The following is an 18,590-nucleotide window of genomic DNA, read 5'->3' on the forward strand; positions in this document are numbered from 1 at the left end:
GTCTCGTTGGTTTATAATTAATATAAAAAATTATAAGGAGATACTTTTATGAATGAGCAAAAGCAGTTAAGTTATTTAATTAAAGAAGTAAATGTTAACATGGAATTCTTTGAACAAAGGAGAGAACAAAATAAGAAAAAGGCATTCAGACTTAAATTCTCTTCAATTCTTGCGTCAGCTCTCATTACAGTTCTATTAGGATTAAAAACATTTCATAACGATGTATTAACGGATTTCACTTTGGTATTAGCTGCGCTTATTACTGTATTTAATGGCGTAGAAGGTTTCTATAATCATAAAGGACTGTGGACTAAAGATGTTAGAACACTAGGCGAATTAAGAGGTCTAAAGAGGGATCTGGAATTCCTATCTGTAGGTGGAATTAATGAAGGTTTATCTAATGAACTTCTTACTAATTATTTAGAAAGACTTCAAAATATTAGTAATGAAGACGTGAGTATGTGGTTCAGCCTAAGAGATGAACAAAACACATCAGAAATTAGTTCTTAAATTCTACATATAAACAGAAGTTTTTTTTACAAAATTTTAACCTCCATACTCAAATGTACTTTTTTTATAAATGAATTAGCTTTTTGGCTTCAACAGGAGAGCAAACATTAGTCAATGTATATGATTTAACTACATTTATAAAACACTTAATCAAGGAATATTCCTTAGACCTAAAAGAGAAAATTTTTTCTATTGTAGATTTAGAAAAATATTGTAAAGACTTGTTCAAGAGAAATTGATAATATAAGTATTGCATTAAATAGACAAAAACCAATTAAACTTGAAGAAATAACATTCACTATGACATTTGTTTAATCTATTAATAAATTATAATCTTGTAAGATTAGATTCCAACAACTTTAAGTCTAAGACAGTTTAAACAGACTTTAGAAGTTTTCTTTATAAAAGTTAAGAGATCACAATCTGAGGCTTTGGTTTTTCTCCTAATCGGTGTGTGTAGGGAATGAGGATTCTGTTACTGGGGTTGAGGCTATTAATTGTGCTGGTATGTTTTCGGTTGGGTTTATAAAACTTTCATCTACAATAGAACTAAATTTAGTTCAAATATAATAAATGAATTGCTAAAGACAAAAGTGGATCTTAATAGTTAGATCCACTTAACTTTATTCAATATTAGTTTAAAATCTTAAAACATATGAACTCATAACTATTTAAATAATTTTGATCCTTTATTATCAAAATCCTACTTTACAAGATAAGCCTTTTCTTTTTTTACAAATTTCCTCCAAGATGATTTTTTAATTTCACCTAGAATTTTATTAGTGATTTCACTATCTATGTGGGTTTTTCAACATCTACTTTAAGGGGTGCAGTCTAACCTACTTTGCTTTTTTTAGGAAATTTAAAAATACTAGTTTTTTTGAAAAGTAAATGTTATTCCGTACCGATTTTAAATCAACATTTAAACTTTAAACATTTTTAAATATGTTATATTCGTCAATTTTATTTTTAATTTCTAATGATTTATTAATATAAAAATCTATATCTTTTATAAAATTTTCCCATTTAACAGAGCGTATATAAGATGCTTCTCCGGTAAAAACTTTTTCCGCGCCATGATTATTACAGTCATTATAATTTGGAGATTTAATATTAAACATGTTATTACTTAAAATCTTAAATAATGTATGAGTTTTTAATGTTCTACATTTACAATATTCACATGAATTTTCTTTAATATAATACTCATAACTATTATTTTCATCTGGAATCACTACTGCTAAGATAGCATTAGAATAACTAGTTCTTCCATTTCTAGAAAGCTCTTTTAATGAATAAGAAATTTCCCAAGGGATCCATTGCTCTACCTCTTGAGAATTATCTTTCATATTTTTCGATATTAATACAATAGTAATACTACTATCATATATTTTATCTTTAAGTTTAGTCCAAATAGTTTCATCTTTAAAATCACTTAGATCTTCACCATCTGCTTCACCTTTATTCACATGATCTTCCTCATATAACTTTTGTTGAATTTCATCAACGTAATCTCTAGCTTTAGTTTCCAATATATTATTTAGTGGATAAACACTACTATCATTATATTTATATGATATAAAAATTTTTCTTCCCAATATAACATTCTCCTATATATAAACTACTTATAAATCACACTTTTATAATTAATATGATTAGTAGATATATTATTTTAATATTAAATTTAAAAATATTAATATTTTTTCAATAAGTTCATCTTTTGATAGTTTTTCGTCATTTAAGCTATCAAATGCTTTTCTAATATCAGTTGTCGTATTTGGGTAATACTTTTCAAAGTCATTATTTACCCTATTCCATAAATCTTTAGCAGCAAACCCTGTCGCTCCAACTGGAATTAAAAAATTCTGTTGTTGATGTGAAATTTCAAATTCAGAAATAACTCCTCCAGCTGAAACAATTCTATTTTCTTCATATTTATTTCCATATATAAAAATACTTACTCCTGCCCGTGATATCATGTCTTCTCTGTATTTTTTCCACTGAGTTTGTCCATGCTCACTCTGTGGAAATGGCCTTAATATTAGCCTATTATCATCTATTTTACCTTGATTTATGTATATTTCCTCTAGAGCCCCAGTAATAACAAAACTTCCTACACCTAAGCCAAAACCCGATACAATATTAAATTTATTCTTTATTATTTCCTTACTTAATTTGTGTATAAATGATTCAGACTCTTCTTTTTCCCATTGATTATAAATGGTTGCACTTCCAGACAGAAAAATAGTTTTCCTTTTAATTTTATTTTCTATTTTTTTTAAGATATATGTAATTTCATCATAACTATCGATAATCAATGTTTTAATATTAAATCTCTTCAAATCATTTATAAATAATTCTTGTTTTCTTTGTCTGTATTGAAAATCTTCAACTAATTCGTTATTTCTTATTTCAATTTTTTTCATAATACAATAGTGTCTTCTTTGGTTATTTGTATACGTACTACGAATTCTACTTAATACATAATCCAAATTAGGATCCGTGAAACTAAAACCTAAAAATAAGAACGTTTTCGAAACTAAATCACCACTTAGAGCCGTTATATAAGACGACATTTTTAAAAAGTACGATTCATAGTCATCTTTTATTATAACTGCATCATTTGGATGATTTATGTCACCGTGCATTTTATAAATTACTGCATCTCTATTAGGTCTTGTTATTGCCAATTGGTTAACTGTATATTTAACATCGGGGACTTTACCCTCATTTTCTAAAGCATTTTCTAGTAATCTATCATAATTTGTAGTCCAATAAGTCCTTATTGGTAGTCTTGATAATATTTTATGATTTTCTGTTAAAGTAGTTTTCTTTGAAAACTCATTCATAATTATTTGGTTAATTCTACTTCTATTTCCTAAATTTTCATTACAATAATATTGTGCTAAAGACACAAGGTCTGTTTCCTTATGAATATCTAAGCCGATTTCGTCAGCGATAGGTTCTAAAAGCTCACTCCAACTAACATAACCTACCGGTACTGATAAACCAGCTCCAGCAAATACAGCTGCATTGTCTTCCTCAATTTCTTTGGAATAGTCTTTTATAAACAATTCAATATCTCTAGACATCTACTCATCTCCATAATATATCGTTAATAAAATTTGAATTTTTTTCCAATTTATTTAAAATTATACATTATTTTCATAAATATTTATATTATTAATGGCTATTAAATAAAGTTAAAATATCCTCTCAAACTTAAGTTAAGACGCAAGTTGCAGGGGCAAATATATATATAATCTATTAAATATCTATAAATTTCATACTCATGGTACCATTCCACTACCAAAATTCATATAAATGAGTACTGAAGTTGTAAACATAAAAAAGCTGTAAGCCCACATTAACGGGGTCTACAGCATAATTATAATTCTTGAATAAATTAAAAATTCATAGCTTTTTAGCTCCCAAAAAGAATTAAATCATATTACGAATTTAAATCCGAGACAAATTTCAATTTTTTTATCTTAAGCGAGTCCATAGTGCCAAAAGAGTATATTTGTAAAAATTTCATCCTGAATTAAACTAGGGTTTCTTTTTAACTCAGAGTACAAAAGTTGAAGGTAAGGAGGTATAACTCTTTCAGCGATAACTTCTTGTGAAAAACTTACTACCGTTCTATAGGGTCTTGTAAAGAATATTTCTTTCGGTTCAATGTCCGAGTTGTGATACTGCTCGTTTGTTAATTTAAATTTGAATGACGGATGAATCCCTTGACCTTTTTCGTTTGACTCTAATGTATATGCTTCAAAAGACCTACCACTTTCAGACCAATTTGATGGAAATTGAGAGTATTTGGTGACTATTTCTTTAAAACAAAGCAACGCAGTATTTTTTTTAACAATAAAAGGTTGAATACTCTCGTTATTTAGAAAATATTCTAACATTTTAGTAGTTTTCAGCTCCCGTTCTTCTTGATCTTTTAAGGCATTCTTTAGTCCTTCAAACTGGGTACGAAGTCCACTTAAACTACTATTGTACTGATTTGACTCTAAAATGGTGTTCAACTTTGTATCAAGTTCTGATATTCTACCAATTAATGCTTCTTTTGTTTCAGATTTAAATTCAAATTTAGTTAACGCTCCTTTCATCAGTTTATATCTTGCTTGCTCAATAAAGAAGGAGATTTGATCATCAGATTCGATTATATTTCCATCCCAATTTAAATTAATTGTAATTAAATGATTTTCATGAATATTAACGACTGTTGGAAATTTTTCAATATCACCTAAGTCAGGCTTAACATTTTCAGGTTGATCAGTTATGTAACGATAAAATGCTTCCCATTGTTTTTCATCTGATAAATTATAGTTTGTATAAGACCTTAAGTTTTTAATAATATGTTCTTTATCTTCTTCACAAAGAATAACAGGAATAAATTTCTTATTTATAGATTCTAATTCATATAAATCTTGACGTATTATTGATCCTTCCCATTTAATTCCTTTTCCTTTCCCATGCTCTTCTAAGCCTTTATAGCGATTATAATATTTTTCAGTGTTTACAATTAGAACATAGTCAGCATCATCAATATTTTTTTCCATCCATAGAGGCCACCCCTCTTCTGGAGCCTCTATATATTGATCAATTTTACAATTTATACCTTTTTTTCTCATCTTATTAGAAAGTTCAAGTACTTTCTTTTTATGCTCTTCACTATCATGACTATAACTTATAAATATATTTTTTGTTTTTGTGTGTATCAAAGTGATTCCCATCCCTTTCAAAAGCATAGTATTATCAAACAATTCAATTATATTCCATTTAGTTAGTAAATTCTATATTTTCTAACTATTGTTAAAATGCAACTATAAATACTTATTAATGATAAACAAAATCAATTATTTTTTACTTCAACATTCTTTTCTTTCCAAATATGACAAATCTACCTTTTTGAACTTATTACTAGGAAATTGCACTGCCAAATAAGAAATCAATAAACTAACCAACAATTGGTAGACAAGTGATACCAAATTAATATTTGCACTTAAGTTTAAAGCTAAGTACCCAGGAACCCATTCCTGAATCCCAGAAATTGTTGATAGAATTGCACTTGTCGCTACAGAAATACTCATTACTACAAATACCGAAAGTATTAGATAAAACAAAAACGCTTGACTGGAAATAATTAATGATTTGTTATCGCTATCAAGAATGATCCATTCCTTTGATGCATAGTTTGTATTTCTTACAATTAATGTGTAGCTAACTATCGTTATGATTAAATTGGAGAGAAAATAAAATAAAATAACTCCCAACATTGAAGTAAATTTAGCAAAAATCAATTGTCCTCGATCAGCAACTCTTGTTACTTCTAAAAGTACTTGTCCTTCAATTCTTTCTGATCCAATTAGACTTGCTCCTACATACATGAATAATATCAACGTGATTCCAATTAAGAAAAGTATCTGCCAAATTGCACCAGTAAATTGGATTAAGTCACACTTCCCAACAATAGAAACCCAGCTCCAATGAAAATATATTCCTAGCTATCAATATAGTTTTCTAGCTTTTGTTCTGAAATAAACAAATTTCTTTCAAACATACTTTCAATTTCTGATAATTGGTGTGAAGATATTAAAATTGCTACACCCTTTTCTTTACTTATGCGATGTATAAATTCTCTAAATTTCTCAACTCCAATTAGATCAAGTCCAACAAATAGCTCATCCAATATTAGTAATTTTGTATCTCCTATTAAAGCTAATGCGAGACCTAACCTTTGTTTCATCCCAAAAGAATATTCTTTAACCTTTTTCCGATCATTCTTCAATTCAACAAATTTTAAAATCTCTTCAACTTTTGTTTAAGGTCCTGTTGTCTTAAAGTGCTATTATTATACATTTCGTGTTTTTGAAGATTGTCATATGCATTTAAATACTCATATTAATAGTTTACAATCTAATATGTAGCCAATTGAATCCTTTAATTCTTTATCTTTAAAATAGCTTTCTTTTCCATTGTCCTATCGATTAAGAAATTTAAATATAAAAAAATACCCCTTTACAAAAAGGGGTATTCGATGACCTTACGAATACGGGTTGTCTAAGGTTGCCTTGAAACTTTAATCATCACAGTCATCACGACCTACTGCTAAACCACTAAACGAGATTGGTCCTACAACAGCTGCTTCTGTGCCACTTGTAATATTCTCAGCTGTTACTTGATAACGATGTCTTCCCTCTCCTACATTCTTATCAATAGCTTGGAATGTCACAATATAATTAACCTCTGATGTAGGATCAGATTCAATTCCATTTTGAGCTCTAAAGATTTCTTTACCATCACGAAAGATTTTAAATAAAATTTGTGATGTTTCAATTAACCCTTGAACACCTACTGTCGCAATTAATTCCACATGATTTTTACATGCATTTCTGCAAGGTATTTTTATATCGATAGATGCTAGTACAATACGTTTCGGAGAATGAGGAATAGCAATTGGTTTATCATTGTTAACCATGCGAATTGGTTCTGTTGCTTGATAATCAATAATACGAAACATTATATCACCCCCTTAATTCGTATGATATAAAGTATGTGGTTAAGAGAGATTTAGATTGGACAAACACTTTAACTCCTATCATTTATTGATTTATTTCCTAAAGAGGTTTTTGGAATTGAGATAGTTTTTGGTATAACTAGATTTACACTTGCCTATTAATTTGTTTAAAAGTATAGCAAATCATTAAAAACATAATCTTTAATTTTGTTTACATTAAATAGAAAAATAAAAAAAGCTACACATAAACTATCAAATAGTTTAGTGTAGCTTTTTATTATTTCCATTTTCTTTCACAAAATATATAACTATAGTAGATAAATTCCCCTATCAAATCTAATATAATAAGATTATTCCCTGGTACCGATAGTACTGCATAATTAATATCCGCACTATCAAACAAATTATTATTATAAAAGTAAGGTGTGAATTGTATGGTATCCAACAAAATAAAGTATATATCCTTTATTTGCATTTATTCACTGATAACTTCAATATCAATGGCTATTCCTTTTTCAATTTTAATCCAACTTGAGCCATATCAGCCGGAAACAATAAGGCTAACCCCTTTCGAAAGCCTAATTGTTGTTCCCTTTTACTTTACTTGTGTATTATTACCATATACTTTTTTGGTTAATTTAACATCTTATCTCGTTAAATTAATAATTAATAGGTTTATTAAAAAGATGAGATTTTTGTTTGATATATTAATATTTAGTACTATTTCAATATTTTCTATATTTTTCTTTCCAATCGAATTTCAAAATCTATTTATTAAAACAGAATATAATTTTTTGATTAATCCATTTTTATTTATTCCTTTTATTGGTGCAATTACAATGACTTTTTTAGAGAAGAAAAAGTACAGAAATTGGAAAATAAGTAATTTATTCCTTTTTAGATCTAAATAATTTAACTTTTATTAATTAAGCGTATCATATTAAAAATATATCTTTCTTTACCTTTTTTGGTAAATTCTTTACACTGCATAGATGTAGAGCCTGACCCATCTAAAACAATTGAGTTAGTCGTATTTAAGCCTAATGCTTTAATATAATTTTTTAAGCTTGGAATGCTTTGTGGAATATCAGTAACAATTAAATATACATAGGTATTATCCCAGGCTAATACAGATCGATGATTAGGTACATTATATGCTATCTCACTCCATGAATCTGAAGAAAAATCAGTTCCTCCAATTATTTGAGTATATGTCGGATATTTTGAAATAATATCTTTTCTTTGTTTGGCATACATATAAGCCATTTTTTTCTTTCCGCTTGAAGTATAAATCACCGCTGTTTTCCTAGAAATTAATTTTGAAGAAGTGCCGTTGTAATTATAATTTTTAGCAAACTTTTTCCCTTTTACAGTTAAATTAACATTATTCTCAGCTATATCTACACAAATTGACCGAGAACCTGTAGGTATATTATTATAATTACTACTCTCAAAAAAACCTCCGTTTATTCCATAATAAGATGTGTCTGTAAGTGGTTTACAGATTGTCTCAGTGCAAATATTACTAATTTTAGTTTTGATTAGATGAAGTGTTGGTCTCCCCATTATCATTAGTTCTTTTGAATATTTGTAATTTGTTGCCATAAGGTCGATCCCTCCAAATTTTTTTATCTTACATTTAGTAAGTAAATAAATTAGGTAGAAATCTATTAAAATAATTATGAAAAATCTATGACACCTCTTCAAAGTTCAGTAAATCAAAAAAATAACTATATTATGTATCTCAAATAAATAGTTTTGTTTTATGTATTAATTATCTAGTTCATTATAGTTCTGATTAAAAAGACTTTGCTTAGTACTTACCAATGCATAAAAAATAAAGAACTAAAAATAGTCTTTTCCATTTGTTTTTCTGCTATTTTATTGCTTCAGTTATTTTTTAAACTATAAATTCAGACATTACCAATCTATTATTCATTAGAGATAGTACTAGGGTAGCAAATGGTTCAACTGGTATTGCAGTAATTGCAGGATATTTTAGCGTTGGGATTGGTGCAGCCTTATGTGGTTTAAATGTTGCATACTATAATAATTTAGCTAATGATGTAGGCTACAGAAATTCAGGACATAGTCGTGGCATAATTCTAATTTGGACATGGCCAGGACCATATTGGACAAAAAACAGTAGAAATGAAGTGATAATATTGTTAAAAATTATTCTTATATTATTAATGATTTATGTAATATACTGGGCTAATAGTGGTAAACCAAAGCTTTTCCATCTATGTTCTAAACTAACTTTTAGATATGTTTTATTATTGTTACTTCTGTTTATAATCTTTATAAATCTTTCAATGTTTATTCTATTGTAAACAAAATTGAAGAGTTCTGACTAAGTCAGCCCCCTATACGCCTGCCCTTCCACAAAAAGAGCCTAATCCCAAACGGGTAGGCTCTTTTTAAATATAGATTGTATTAATATTCACAACTGGACTTTAACCAACAATTTCTACCTCTCAAAGTAAATACCTATTTACCGCTCTACCTTGAAAAATAGACGGTGCTGTTAAACTAGATATGTATTTACTTGATTGATAGTTTTTTCGTTACTTGGTTTCGAAATCTCTTCAGCACATGGGAATAATGGAACCTAATATCGTTGCAGCTATTGTTAGTATAGTTACGTTTTTAATTTCCAACAAATAACTCATAGAAAATTTTCACCTTCTAACTTTTATTCGAATGCAGGGATCTATTAATAGATTTATCTTTAATTAATTTCATTATGTGATTGTTATCACTTAATCCTGTAACAAAATTCCAATTAACGTAAAAGTAAATAATCTCACCATTTATTAATGACATCTTTATCGGTTTCGCTGATTCTAAGAAGAAAAGTCTAGATTGAGTCATGAATGATTTTGAACTAACTATTCTATCATTTTCCAATTTCAAATCAATAATATTGTGCCATTTAATAACTTTCCAATCTTTAAACTCAATTCCATCATCATGAATAACTAATTTTCCATGATGTGGAAGTAAGTTTTTCACATGAACTCTAGTCATTAATGATAATTTCTTTTTTTCAATTTCAATGTTAGTTGCACCATGAAAGATTAATTTTTTCATTTTCTCAACTCCTAATACTTTTTTGATAAACCAATATATCAGATATCAGCGGTTTAACACTATTTCTGGAGCAACATCTCTTAGATTTAAAGTAAAGTGTTATTAATATCCTTTAATAATAATCTAAAAAACTCTTCCTTGAGTCCTTTTTTCATAATCATATACTTGGCAAAAATGTAACGATATTTAATCTATTTTACCCTGAACTATATTAGTTAATTATTATACTCAATAGTCTTTTCTATTTGTTCTTCTGTAATTCCCAATCCATACCATGTTGGTGGTGGAAGTAAAACTCTTTGTTTGTTTCCATCTGAATAATGTATTGATGGCCTTATCACCGTGACTGCATAAGGTGATTTTTGAAAATCAAATTTAATGGGGACTTCTTCTTCTTTTTGTTTATTTACATCAATAACAAATGGTTTAATATTTAATACTTGTTTACCATTTAGTTCCGAATCAAATTTGTTTATTACAATTTTATTGTTACTGTTATTTTGTAAACTATAGATGTAATTATTTTCTTCTCCTCTAATAATAGGATAATTGTTACCTACTTCCAGCGGCTTATCCGAAATATCTTTAATTACATTTATTCCTAATGCTCCAACATCATATTTTTTCAAACCACTCTTAGTTAATATGGTTATTTCCCTTATTGCTGTTTTCCCTTCAAACTTACCGACAATATTAAGCACCAAATTTTTCACATGATACTTTCCAATCTTAGCTCTTCCATTAACTTCGAAGCTTTCAATACTAATAGAATTTTCATTTTCATTACTTAACATGATTGAATCAATTTTAGTAAAAAACTCTTTCTTATCACTCGAATAAATATAGGTAAAATTCAGTGGTGTTTCTTCTCCTACTCCAAGACTATATGACCCGTTAATAGGAAGAAATGTATTTGATATTGGTATAACTACATTAGTTGGGTATGATTTACTTTTCTTTTTAAAATACATTATTTGACCTGTCAATAAAACTAGTAGAAAGATTGAGACAATAAATAATAAAATAATAAATAAAATTTTTCTGCTATTCATGTTTTTTACTTAGATAGATCTCCTATTTTTTTAGTAAACGTTTACAAAACTATCTTAACATTATAAAAGGTAAAATTTACTAATACTCATTGTCATTATTGTGAACATTTTCACATCTTGTTCTACATCAGCATTTATTTCTTTTGGAGCATCTGACTATGGAACAAGACTTTAATTGTATGTACAATGGTTCCAACAATATTCATTCTTATTTTTGTCATTTTACTTCACGCTTTATATCTTATATAAAATAAAAAAGTACTGATTAATCAGTACTTTAAGCTTTGATTCATCTAGAACTATTGAGTTATTCACTCAAATTAACATTATTGACCTCCGCTATTCTATTTATTAACAAATATTGTTACACATACAAATAACTTAAAATAATATATTGATAATTTCGTTTAGTTCAAGGCATTATTTTGAACTACTCACCACTTAACACCCTTATAGATTGTTTGAAGTGGGAGATTCTTGGGAATTGAGTATACTTGCTAGTGTTATTTCTTTGCCAGCAGAGGTTTCTCATATTTACCAAGCTATCCCCGTAGATTCCTACGGTTCTATGATTATTTAGGCCAAAGATAATATTCGTAAGCCCTCAGCTAAAATATTTTTACTGGCATTTAGATCTCGATCGTGATGTTGACGGCAAATTGGACAGGTCCATTCCCTGATTGCAAGCGATTTCTTGCAGTCTTGGTGCCCACAATCAGAACATATTTGGCTGGATGGAAACCATTTACTTACTTTCATGATTGTTTTACCATACCATGTGGCTTTGTATTCTAATTTAGATACAAATGCAGACCATGATACATCAGAGATCGATTTGGCTAATTTGTGATTACGTAGCATTCCTTTCGTATTCAAGGTTTCAATACAGATTAGATCGTGGTTTTTGATAATTTCTGTACTCAACTTGTTAAGGAAATCGTCACGTTGATTCATTACTCTTTCGTGTAATCTAGCGACTTTTCTTTTTTGTTTCTGATAGTTTTTTGCATCAAGAAGGTTAATCCCATTCTTTTTAGCATGTAACGCACGTCTGGAAAGTTTTCGCTGTTCACTTTTTAGTTTCTTTTCCATTTTGGCTGTAAATTTATGGTTGCCAATTTTGCTTCCGTTAGAAAAAATGGCAAAATCAGTAATGCCTAAGTCTATACCAATTGATAATTCAGTTTTCTCCATTGCTTGTATTTCTACCTCTGCAAGAATGGATACAAAGTATTTACCACTTGGAGTTCGTCTAACAGTCGCTTTTAAAACATGACCATGTACTTTGCGACTTTTAGCAAAGCGAACAAGACCAAGTTTAGGTAGTTTCATTTTGTTTCCGACAACGGCAATATTTCCATTTGTTTCTTTTGTTGTATAAGATTGAACTGGATTCTTTTTAGACTTAAAGCGTGGTGCGTTATTCTGCTTTTTGAAGAATCGTGAATACGAATCTGCGAGGTTTTTCACTGAGGATTGAAGTGCAATACTGTCAACTTCTTTGAGCCATACTAATTCTTTTTTCAACTTTGTTAATTCAGCAGAACAAGAATTGTACGTTAACCCTTTGCCAGTTTCTTTGTATGTGTCGTTCCATTGTCCTAAAAAGTGATTGAATACATAACGGCTACATCCAATCGTTTTGGCGATTAGAGTTTCCTGTTCTTTAGTTGGATAGATACGGAATTTATATGTTTTATTGGCTATCATTGTTTTCACCTCACTTCGTTCCTTGATTTTTAATCACAGTTTGTAAGCAAAATATTTTTAACCAAAACATTTCTTCCCATAGCTTTTTTCTAATTAGTGGAAAGGCACGTCAAAATTTCTTTATCCAGTTTTGATATATTATCAAACATATTACTGATTCAATTAAAAGGATTTGATTAGAAATAGGAAAAGTTTCTGGGAAATAAAAAGAAGAATAGTTGCCGAGATTATCCCGACATTGAAATATATTATGTCTTTAATTTTTAATCCCAATAGAACAGAAAATAATAATGAAAAAATAATAGGTGTAATATATTTATAATTTTGTAAGGTAAAGAATAATTGATTATTAAATTCTAATAAAAGATATGTTATTAAAAATAATATTTCATTAACTAAGAAAATAGTAATTAATACTTTTTCTTGATTTATTTTATATGATGTAAATTTGTCTAAAATAAAGTTAAACAAAATATTAATAAAAAGAATTAATATTAGCATAACAAAAAGTATACCAAATATAGCTATTATTATATTTGCTTGTGACCACTGAATAGTATAAAAATTATTAATTTCTATCAATAATAGAAAAATGATTCCAAATAATAGAGAAAAGCTGATAAAAAAAATTGGTTTTGTATTCATAATATTAACCTCTCAATGCCTTATTGAATATTAATTGACCTGTCTATAGAACTAGTAAAAGATTGATACAAAGATTAATAAAAAATAAATAAATTTTTTCTGATATTCATGTTTCTAACTTAAATATACTCTCCTTGTTCTTTAGTAAACGTTTACGAAATTATCTTATCATTAAAAAAGGAAAATTTTACTAAAAACATTGTCATCATTGTGAACATTTCACATCACCTTAAACATCCGCAATTATCTCTATTAGAACATACGAATATGAAACAAACTTTAATTCTATGAACAATGCTTCTAAAAATAATCTTTCTCATTGTTGTACTTTTCACCTCACGTTTTATATATTTTCTAAATTTAAAAAAGCACTGACTCGTCAGTACTTTATATGGACACATTATTTATTTGATTCGTTTTTTTGCTATTGTCTATCTAATTTAGCTTTTCTTTTTAATCGAAAATTTTAATCCGTTGTAAAGGTATATGTGACACCCTTAAATGACCAACTATCTCCGTAAATGTATCCTTTCTTAATCTGTGCAAAACGAAAATATTTGTCATCCGTTTGAGTCTTTAAGTATCTACCAGCTTCTTGTATACTTTCACATTCCTGTATTAGTTCACCATTTTTATATATATTAACAGGTTTTTCAATTTTATTTTTTTGTATTTGGATTTTTTTTCATATTGATACCCTTCCTATTATATTTTTGATATTTTTTTATGTAATATGTCTACTAATCTATTTACCTCGACTTCAGAATGTAGCCTTACATCCGGCTGAGGGTCTGTTGATTTGCCAACGTCAAAGTTATTATCTATTAATTCTTTTCTAGAAAGGATTCTTCTAAATAATACAATATGAATATGATTATGATCCCGACGTGGAGCAGCTGTTAAAAGTCTTTTTTTCGGTTTAGCCTTATAGTAGTAAATCAAAACCCCATACTCTCTACCTTTATCTGGAACCGGAAGCTCGCCAATCATTTCCACTAAATTACTCCTAGTTAAACATTCTTCTAAGTGAGTCATTAAAACTTCAGAAGTTTTTGTAGCTTGATAAATTTGTTTTGTTTGAGAAGTTAACCAAGTTACATTATAGATTAACAACACAATTCCCCCCCTAATAGTAAAATGATATATTAAAATGATTTAATAAAAATCTATACAAATTTTACCACTACCATGCAAAATTCGGCTAGAGCGTAATTGTAGCAGGAATTTAAAATAGAAATTTTAAAGATTATGATTCAATAACTAAAAAGAGAATAAGATGAATTCAATAGGTACTTATTTAGGAAATGACTTGCCGAAATAGTTAGCCTTTTCTTCATTTGCTCTTTTACTAACAAATTGAATTCATTCTCATGAGGTTTCCTGACCACTCCTCTAATATTTTGATATACTATCGGTTTTCTCTTTTATTTAGACATATAAAACAATGTCAAAATTGTTAAAAAGTATTGGCAATTTTATGAATTTAAATAAAAAATTATTTTATACATTCTGTGACATTTGTATAAACTCGGAAACAATCGTGATATTTTGGTAGTGTATTAATTTACTAAAATTTTAGTAATCAAATGTATTTTTTTACTAAAATCTAAAAATGAGAGGAGTTTTACAAATGAACTTTAGAAAAATCTGTGCGTTAGCAACTGCGGCGACAATTAGTTTAGGATTTGCTCCGACATCAGGGAAAGCACAAGTAATGAATGACAGAGATTGGTCTGACTGTAAAACGGTTGGACATGGTTACTCCGAAATGAGTAACTGGGTAAGGGCAGTACAATATCAGGTTTATGCTGCGGGTTTTAACGGGGTAGGAGCTGTTGATGGAATCTATGGTCCGAATACTGAAAAAGCAATTAAAGCATACCAAACAAAATATGGTCTTAAATCAGATGGAATTGTGGGCAAAGCAACATGGACACATATGGACAATTATCTAAAAACTGGTAGCGGCGGTTATACGTATGTCGTAGATTACGGAAAAGGCTATAAGTTTAATTATATAAAGTACTCATATGGAATGGAATTAAATGGACCAGGTGGAAATATTTTTATGGTTAATGATACATTACAAATGAAATAAACAGTTTAATCAAGATAGTAGAAACCTTCATTATCAGTTATCTATATTATGTATTAATAAACTGATTATCCTTTAATATTTAATATAAGTAAAAAAGGAGGGAACCGTATACCAATTTCGATTAAAATTTTAACTCTATTTTGGTAAAGGGGATTATGAGACAGCTTAAGAGGAACAAGAAAAAGAAAAGTCTTTTATTTAAATTAAGTATATTTCTAGTAATTCTAATATCAAGTACACTATGCTTTGGCTTCTATCAATATAAAAAAGGGATTCAGTTAAGTGAAAAGAACACAAATAGACAAACTATAAAATTCAATTCCACTAGGGTACCTAATAAAACTAACATCCTTTTGTTGGGAGAAGATGCTCGTAAAAAAGGGGGAAGCTCACGAACTGATTCAATTATGATCTTACAATACAATAATAAACACGAAACAAAGTTAGTTTCGATTATGAGAGATAGTTATGTTTCAATTCCGGGATATGAAAAACATAAGATTAACGCAGCATTTTCTTTCGGAGGGGTCGAACTTCTAAGACAAACTATTCAACAAAATTTTGGAATCGAAATTGAATATTATGCAATAATTGATTTCAAAGGTTTTGAAGAAATGATTGATGAGATTGCTCCAAACGGAATTACAATTAATGTAGAGAAACCGATGGAAAGTCATATTGGAGTCAGTCTTCAGCCGGGGGTTCAGCAATTAACTGGAAAAGAGCTTTTAGGTTATGCAAGATTTAGGCATGATGCTAAAGGAGATTTCGATCGAGTTATAAGACAACAAAAAGTACTGGATGCTATTAAATCCCAAGTACTTACTATTAAAGGAATTGCTAGTTTCCCTAAAACGTTAGGTGTGATGCAACCTTACATACAAACCAACATGTCTACAATGGAACTATTAAAAATAGGATCCGATTTCATAGTTAAAGGTAAGGATAAAGATGTAGAAACATTACGAATTCCTGTAGACGGTGCTTTCACTCCAAAAAAATATGAAAAAGCAGGTGAAGTGTTGGAACTAGATGCTGAAAAGAACAAAGAAGTATTGCAGATATTTTTAAAATAGATATCTGTTAAATTTGACTATATCTCACATTAATAGGAAGATATGAGTTTAGTTTTCTCTCACCTTCCCACACTTGTGAACACATTCACATTTTCCACTTAATATAAAACGTGATACAACACGAAAAGCCCCGGCGAAACCGGGGCCATTTTTAATCATACTATCCAGGCCGTTTAATCTGGATCTTTGTCTTTATATATTCAGTATGAGATTTTTCTTTCTTATCTACCCAGATTACTTTTATAGAAATCTCACTTAATTTCGCAATTGCGTCTTCAAATGTCTCTTCAGGGAATAAGTTAAAAATTCTACCAGCAGAAATACCTCCTGGAGATTTAATAGTTGGAGAGATTGTGTACTCTTTAGAAACTGCTTTATCTGAAAAAGATTTTTTCATTAAAATGTTCGTAATCAACAAATCGGGAGTGTACAATACTTCATAAGCATTAATTGGTAATAGACCTGAGACGATGACATTTTTCATGTATGTTTTTGCTTTTGAAACTCTAACATCGATCTCTATTCTACCCTCAGCAGACTGATAAGTTTCAGCTCCAACTTGAAAGTTTTTACTATTTGATAGGAAATCAGATGGATTTTTCTTCAAAATATCTGCGGATTCAACTTTCATCGTATTTTCACCATTTTTCTTTGTTAAAAAAGTTTGTTCTGTAGTAGTTGGTGTAGAAACAGGTTTCGATTCTAGAGGTTCTATTTTTTCACAAGCTGTGAAAATCGAGATAGTTAAAACTATAGCAATTAATATAATTAGTTTCTTCATATTATGAGAACGGAATAGGGTCCCCCCTATTCCTCTCCTTCTTTTTTAGTTTTTGTCCTTTATAAAAATCTCCATTATAAATTAAAATTTAAATTTAGCTAACAAATTCAGGTGTTTTATAATAGTTGTATCCTTTATACCAGTTTGTCCAAGCTCGATCAGAAATAGCTTTATTATTTTTGTAGTAAGTTGAATAAGCAATTTTAATCGCAGAGTATCCTTTAGATGGTACATAATCAACGTGTACAGTTCTAGTTTCATTGTATTTTTTTGAACGATAAGTATTTAAAGCATGTTTAAATGTTTCTTCTTGTTCTGCTGTATAGTAAGTTCCCCAGCAGTTTTATCAACTGAATCTAGCGCAAGTGATAATCCATCTTGAATAAAACAGTAAACAGTACCAACTAGTTTTCCTACGATATACATACTCACGTTCCATATTGAATTCGCAGTAACTCCACTCTTTTTCTCAACAAAATAAAGACTTCCGCTAACAGGATATTGGTAAGTAGTAACCCTTGTTGTTCCCGGTTCAACCGCTATCGCTTTTGGTGTAACAACTGCATTTGTTTTAATTGTTGGAGCTGTAGTTGCTGAAGATGCTTTTAATTTCGCCTTTGATTCTTGCACATGAGAAGTGTCATAATACACGACAGACTGTACTGGTTTTTCCAGTTTGTATCCCTCTTTTTTAATGTAATTCAATTGTGAATTTTCCTTTTTAGCCGAATCGATTTTATACTGAACTGGGCTTGCTGCAAATGTAGGTGTTCCTCCACATAAAATCCCTGCTGTCAGTATGGCTACTCCTAACTTCTTAAATCCTAAGTACTTTTTCATTTTACCTCCCCTTTCTCCGTGTCCTTACTAAATCATTAGAAATTTTCTTAAATGAAGTAATCTTTTTTATATCGTAACTACTAGTTTTTTAGTAAACGTTTACGGAATAAGCTTAACTTTTTAAGAGGGAAATTTTACTATAACTCATTGTCATAATTATGAACGTTTTACACTTCATTGATTTTACTACTTCAATCGCTTCTATGGGAAGCCTATAAATGCTACGAAACTATGATTCCATTAACGATATTATTAATAC

The 18,590-nt window shown here is 29.0% G+C and carries 17 protein-coding genes; 3 read left to right on the forward strand and 14 right to left on the reverse strand.

Features of this window, described 5'->3' with window-relative positions; translation table 11 throughout:
• The first annotated feature begins 48 nt into the window (after positions 1–48).
• On the forward strand, positions 49–510 hold the full coding sequence (locus AN960_RS20975; RefSeq protein ID WP_056475907.1) for an SLATT domain-containing protein: 462 nt from the start codon (positions 49–51) through the stop codon (positions 508–510).
• Positions 511–1,439: 929 nt separating this feature from the next.
• On the opposite strand, the gene AN960_RS20980 is transcribed toward AN960_RS20975, so the two are convergent.
• The 12 genes from AN960_RS20980 to AN960_RS21040 all read right to left on the reverse strand — a co-directional run bounded on the left by AN960_RS20980 (position 1,440) and on the right by AN960_RS21040 (position 14,649).
• Positions 1,440–2,108 (reverse strand): TIR domain-containing protein, encoded by a 669-nt coding sequence (locus tag AN960_RS20980; RefSeq protein WP_056475910.1) that lies wholly within the window; start codon positions 2,106–2,108, stop codon positions 1,440–1,442.
• A 69-nt stretch (positions 2,109–2,177) separates the two neighbouring features.
• Complete coding sequence (locus AN960_RS20985; RefSeq protein WP_056475913.1) at positions 2,178–3,602, reverse strand: SIR2 family protein; 1,425 nt, start codon at positions 3,600–3,602, stop codon at positions 2,178–2,180.
• Positions 3,603–4,001: 399 nt separating this feature from the next.
• Positions 4,002–5,267: a toll/interleukin-1 receptor domain-containing protein gene (locus AN960_RS20990; protein WP_353611589.1), complete on the reverse strand. Its 1,266-nt coding sequence runs from the start codon at positions 5,265–5,267 to the stop codon at positions 4,002–4,004.
• A 120-nt stretch (positions 5,268–5,387) separates the two neighbouring features.
• Positions 5,388–5,918 carry a hypothetical protein gene (locus AN960_RS20995; RefSeq protein WP_056475919.1) on the reverse strand — a complete coding sequence of 177 codons (531 nt, stop codon included), beginning with the start codon at positions 5,916–5,918 and terminating at the stop codon, positions 5,388–5,390.
• 101 nt (positions 5,919–6,019) lie between these two features.
• Positions 6,020–6,325, reverse strand: coding sequence for an ATP-binding cassette domain-containing protein (locus tag AN960_RS21000; protein ID WP_082459626.1), 306 nt, complete (start codon positions 6,323–6,325; stop codon positions 6,020–6,022).
• A gap of 273 nt (positions 6,326–6,598) precedes the next feature.
• Positions 6,599–7,039: a hypothetical protein gene (locus tag AN960_RS21005; RefSeq protein WP_056475924.1), complete on the reverse strand. Its 441-nt coding sequence runs from the start codon at positions 7,037–7,039 to the stop codon at positions 6,599–6,601.
• 909 nt (positions 7,040–7,948) lie between these two features.
• Positions 7,949–8,641: a phosphodiester glycosidase family protein gene (locus AN960_RS21015; RefSeq protein WP_056475929.1), complete on the reverse strand. Its 693-nt coding sequence runs from the start codon at positions 8,639–8,641 to the stop codon at positions 7,949–7,951.
• A gap of 1,083 nt (positions 8,642–9,724) precedes the next feature.
• Entirely contained in the window at positions 9,725–10,129 is a 405-nt protein-coding gene (locus tag AN960_RS21020; protein WP_056475932.1) for a hypothetical protein, read from the reverse strand.
• Positions 10,130–10,344: 215 nt separating this feature from the next.
• Entirely contained in the window at positions 10,345–11,100 is a 756-nt protein-coding gene (locus tag AN960_RS21025) for a hypothetical protein (protein WP_156339740.1), read from the reverse strand.
• A gap of 657 nt (positions 11,101–11,757) precedes the next feature.
• On the reverse strand, positions 11,758–12,891 hold the full coding sequence (tnpB, locus tag AN960_RS21030) for an IS200/IS605 family element RNA-guided endonuclease TnpB (protein ID WP_056475939.1): 1,134 nt from the start codon (positions 12,889–12,891) through the stop codon (positions 11,758–11,760).
• 162 nt (positions 12,892–13,053) lie between these two features.
• Positions 13,054–13,536, reverse strand: coding sequence for a hypothetical protein (locus AN960_RS21035; RefSeq protein WP_056475942.1), 483 nt, complete (start codon positions 13,534–13,536; stop codon positions 13,054–13,056).
• 705 nt (positions 13,537–14,241) lie between these two features.
• Positions 14,242–14,649: a hypothetical protein gene (locus AN960_RS21040; protein ID WP_056475945.1), complete on the reverse strand. Its 408-nt coding sequence runs from the start codon at positions 14,647–14,649 to the stop codon at positions 14,242–14,244.
• A 517-nt stretch (positions 14,650–15,166) separates the two neighbouring features.
• On the opposite strand from AN960_RS21040, the gene AN960_RS21045 reads away from it, so the two are divergent.
• Entirely contained in the window at positions 15,167–15,634 is a 468-nt protein-coding gene (locus tag AN960_RS21045) for a peptidoglycan-binding domain-containing protein (RefSeq protein ID WP_056475948.1), read from the forward strand.
• A 155-nt stretch (positions 15,635–15,789) separates the two neighbouring features.
• Positions 15,790–16,710 carry an LCP family protein gene (locus AN960_RS21050; RefSeq protein WP_056475951.1) on the forward strand — a complete coding sequence of 307 codons (921 nt, stop codon included), beginning with the start codon at positions 15,790–15,792 and terminating at the stop codon, positions 16,708–16,710.
• Positions 16,711–16,870: 160 nt separating this feature from the next.
• Here the strand turns inward: AN960_RS21050 and AN960_RS21055 are convergent, their stop codons facing one another.
• The gene (locus AN960_RS21055; RefSeq protein ID WP_156339741.1) at positions 16,871–17,341 is read right to left on the reverse strand and encodes a hypothetical protein; all 471 of its coding nucleotides are present in this window, start codon (positions 17,339–17,341) and stop codon (positions 16,871–16,873) included.
• 435 nt (positions 17,342–17,776) lie between these two features.
• The gene (locus AN960_RS21060) at positions 17,777–18,331 is read right to left on the reverse strand and encodes a hypothetical protein (protein ID WP_056475958.1); all 555 of its coding nucleotides are present in this window, start codon (positions 18,329–18,331) and stop codon (positions 17,777–17,779) included.
• Positions 18,332–18,590 lie beyond the last annotated feature (259 nt).

The organism is Bacillus sp. FJAT-25509 (assembly GCF_001420605.1).
Lineage (GTDB): Bacteria > Bacillota > Bacilli > Bacillales > Bacillaceae_G > Gottfriedia.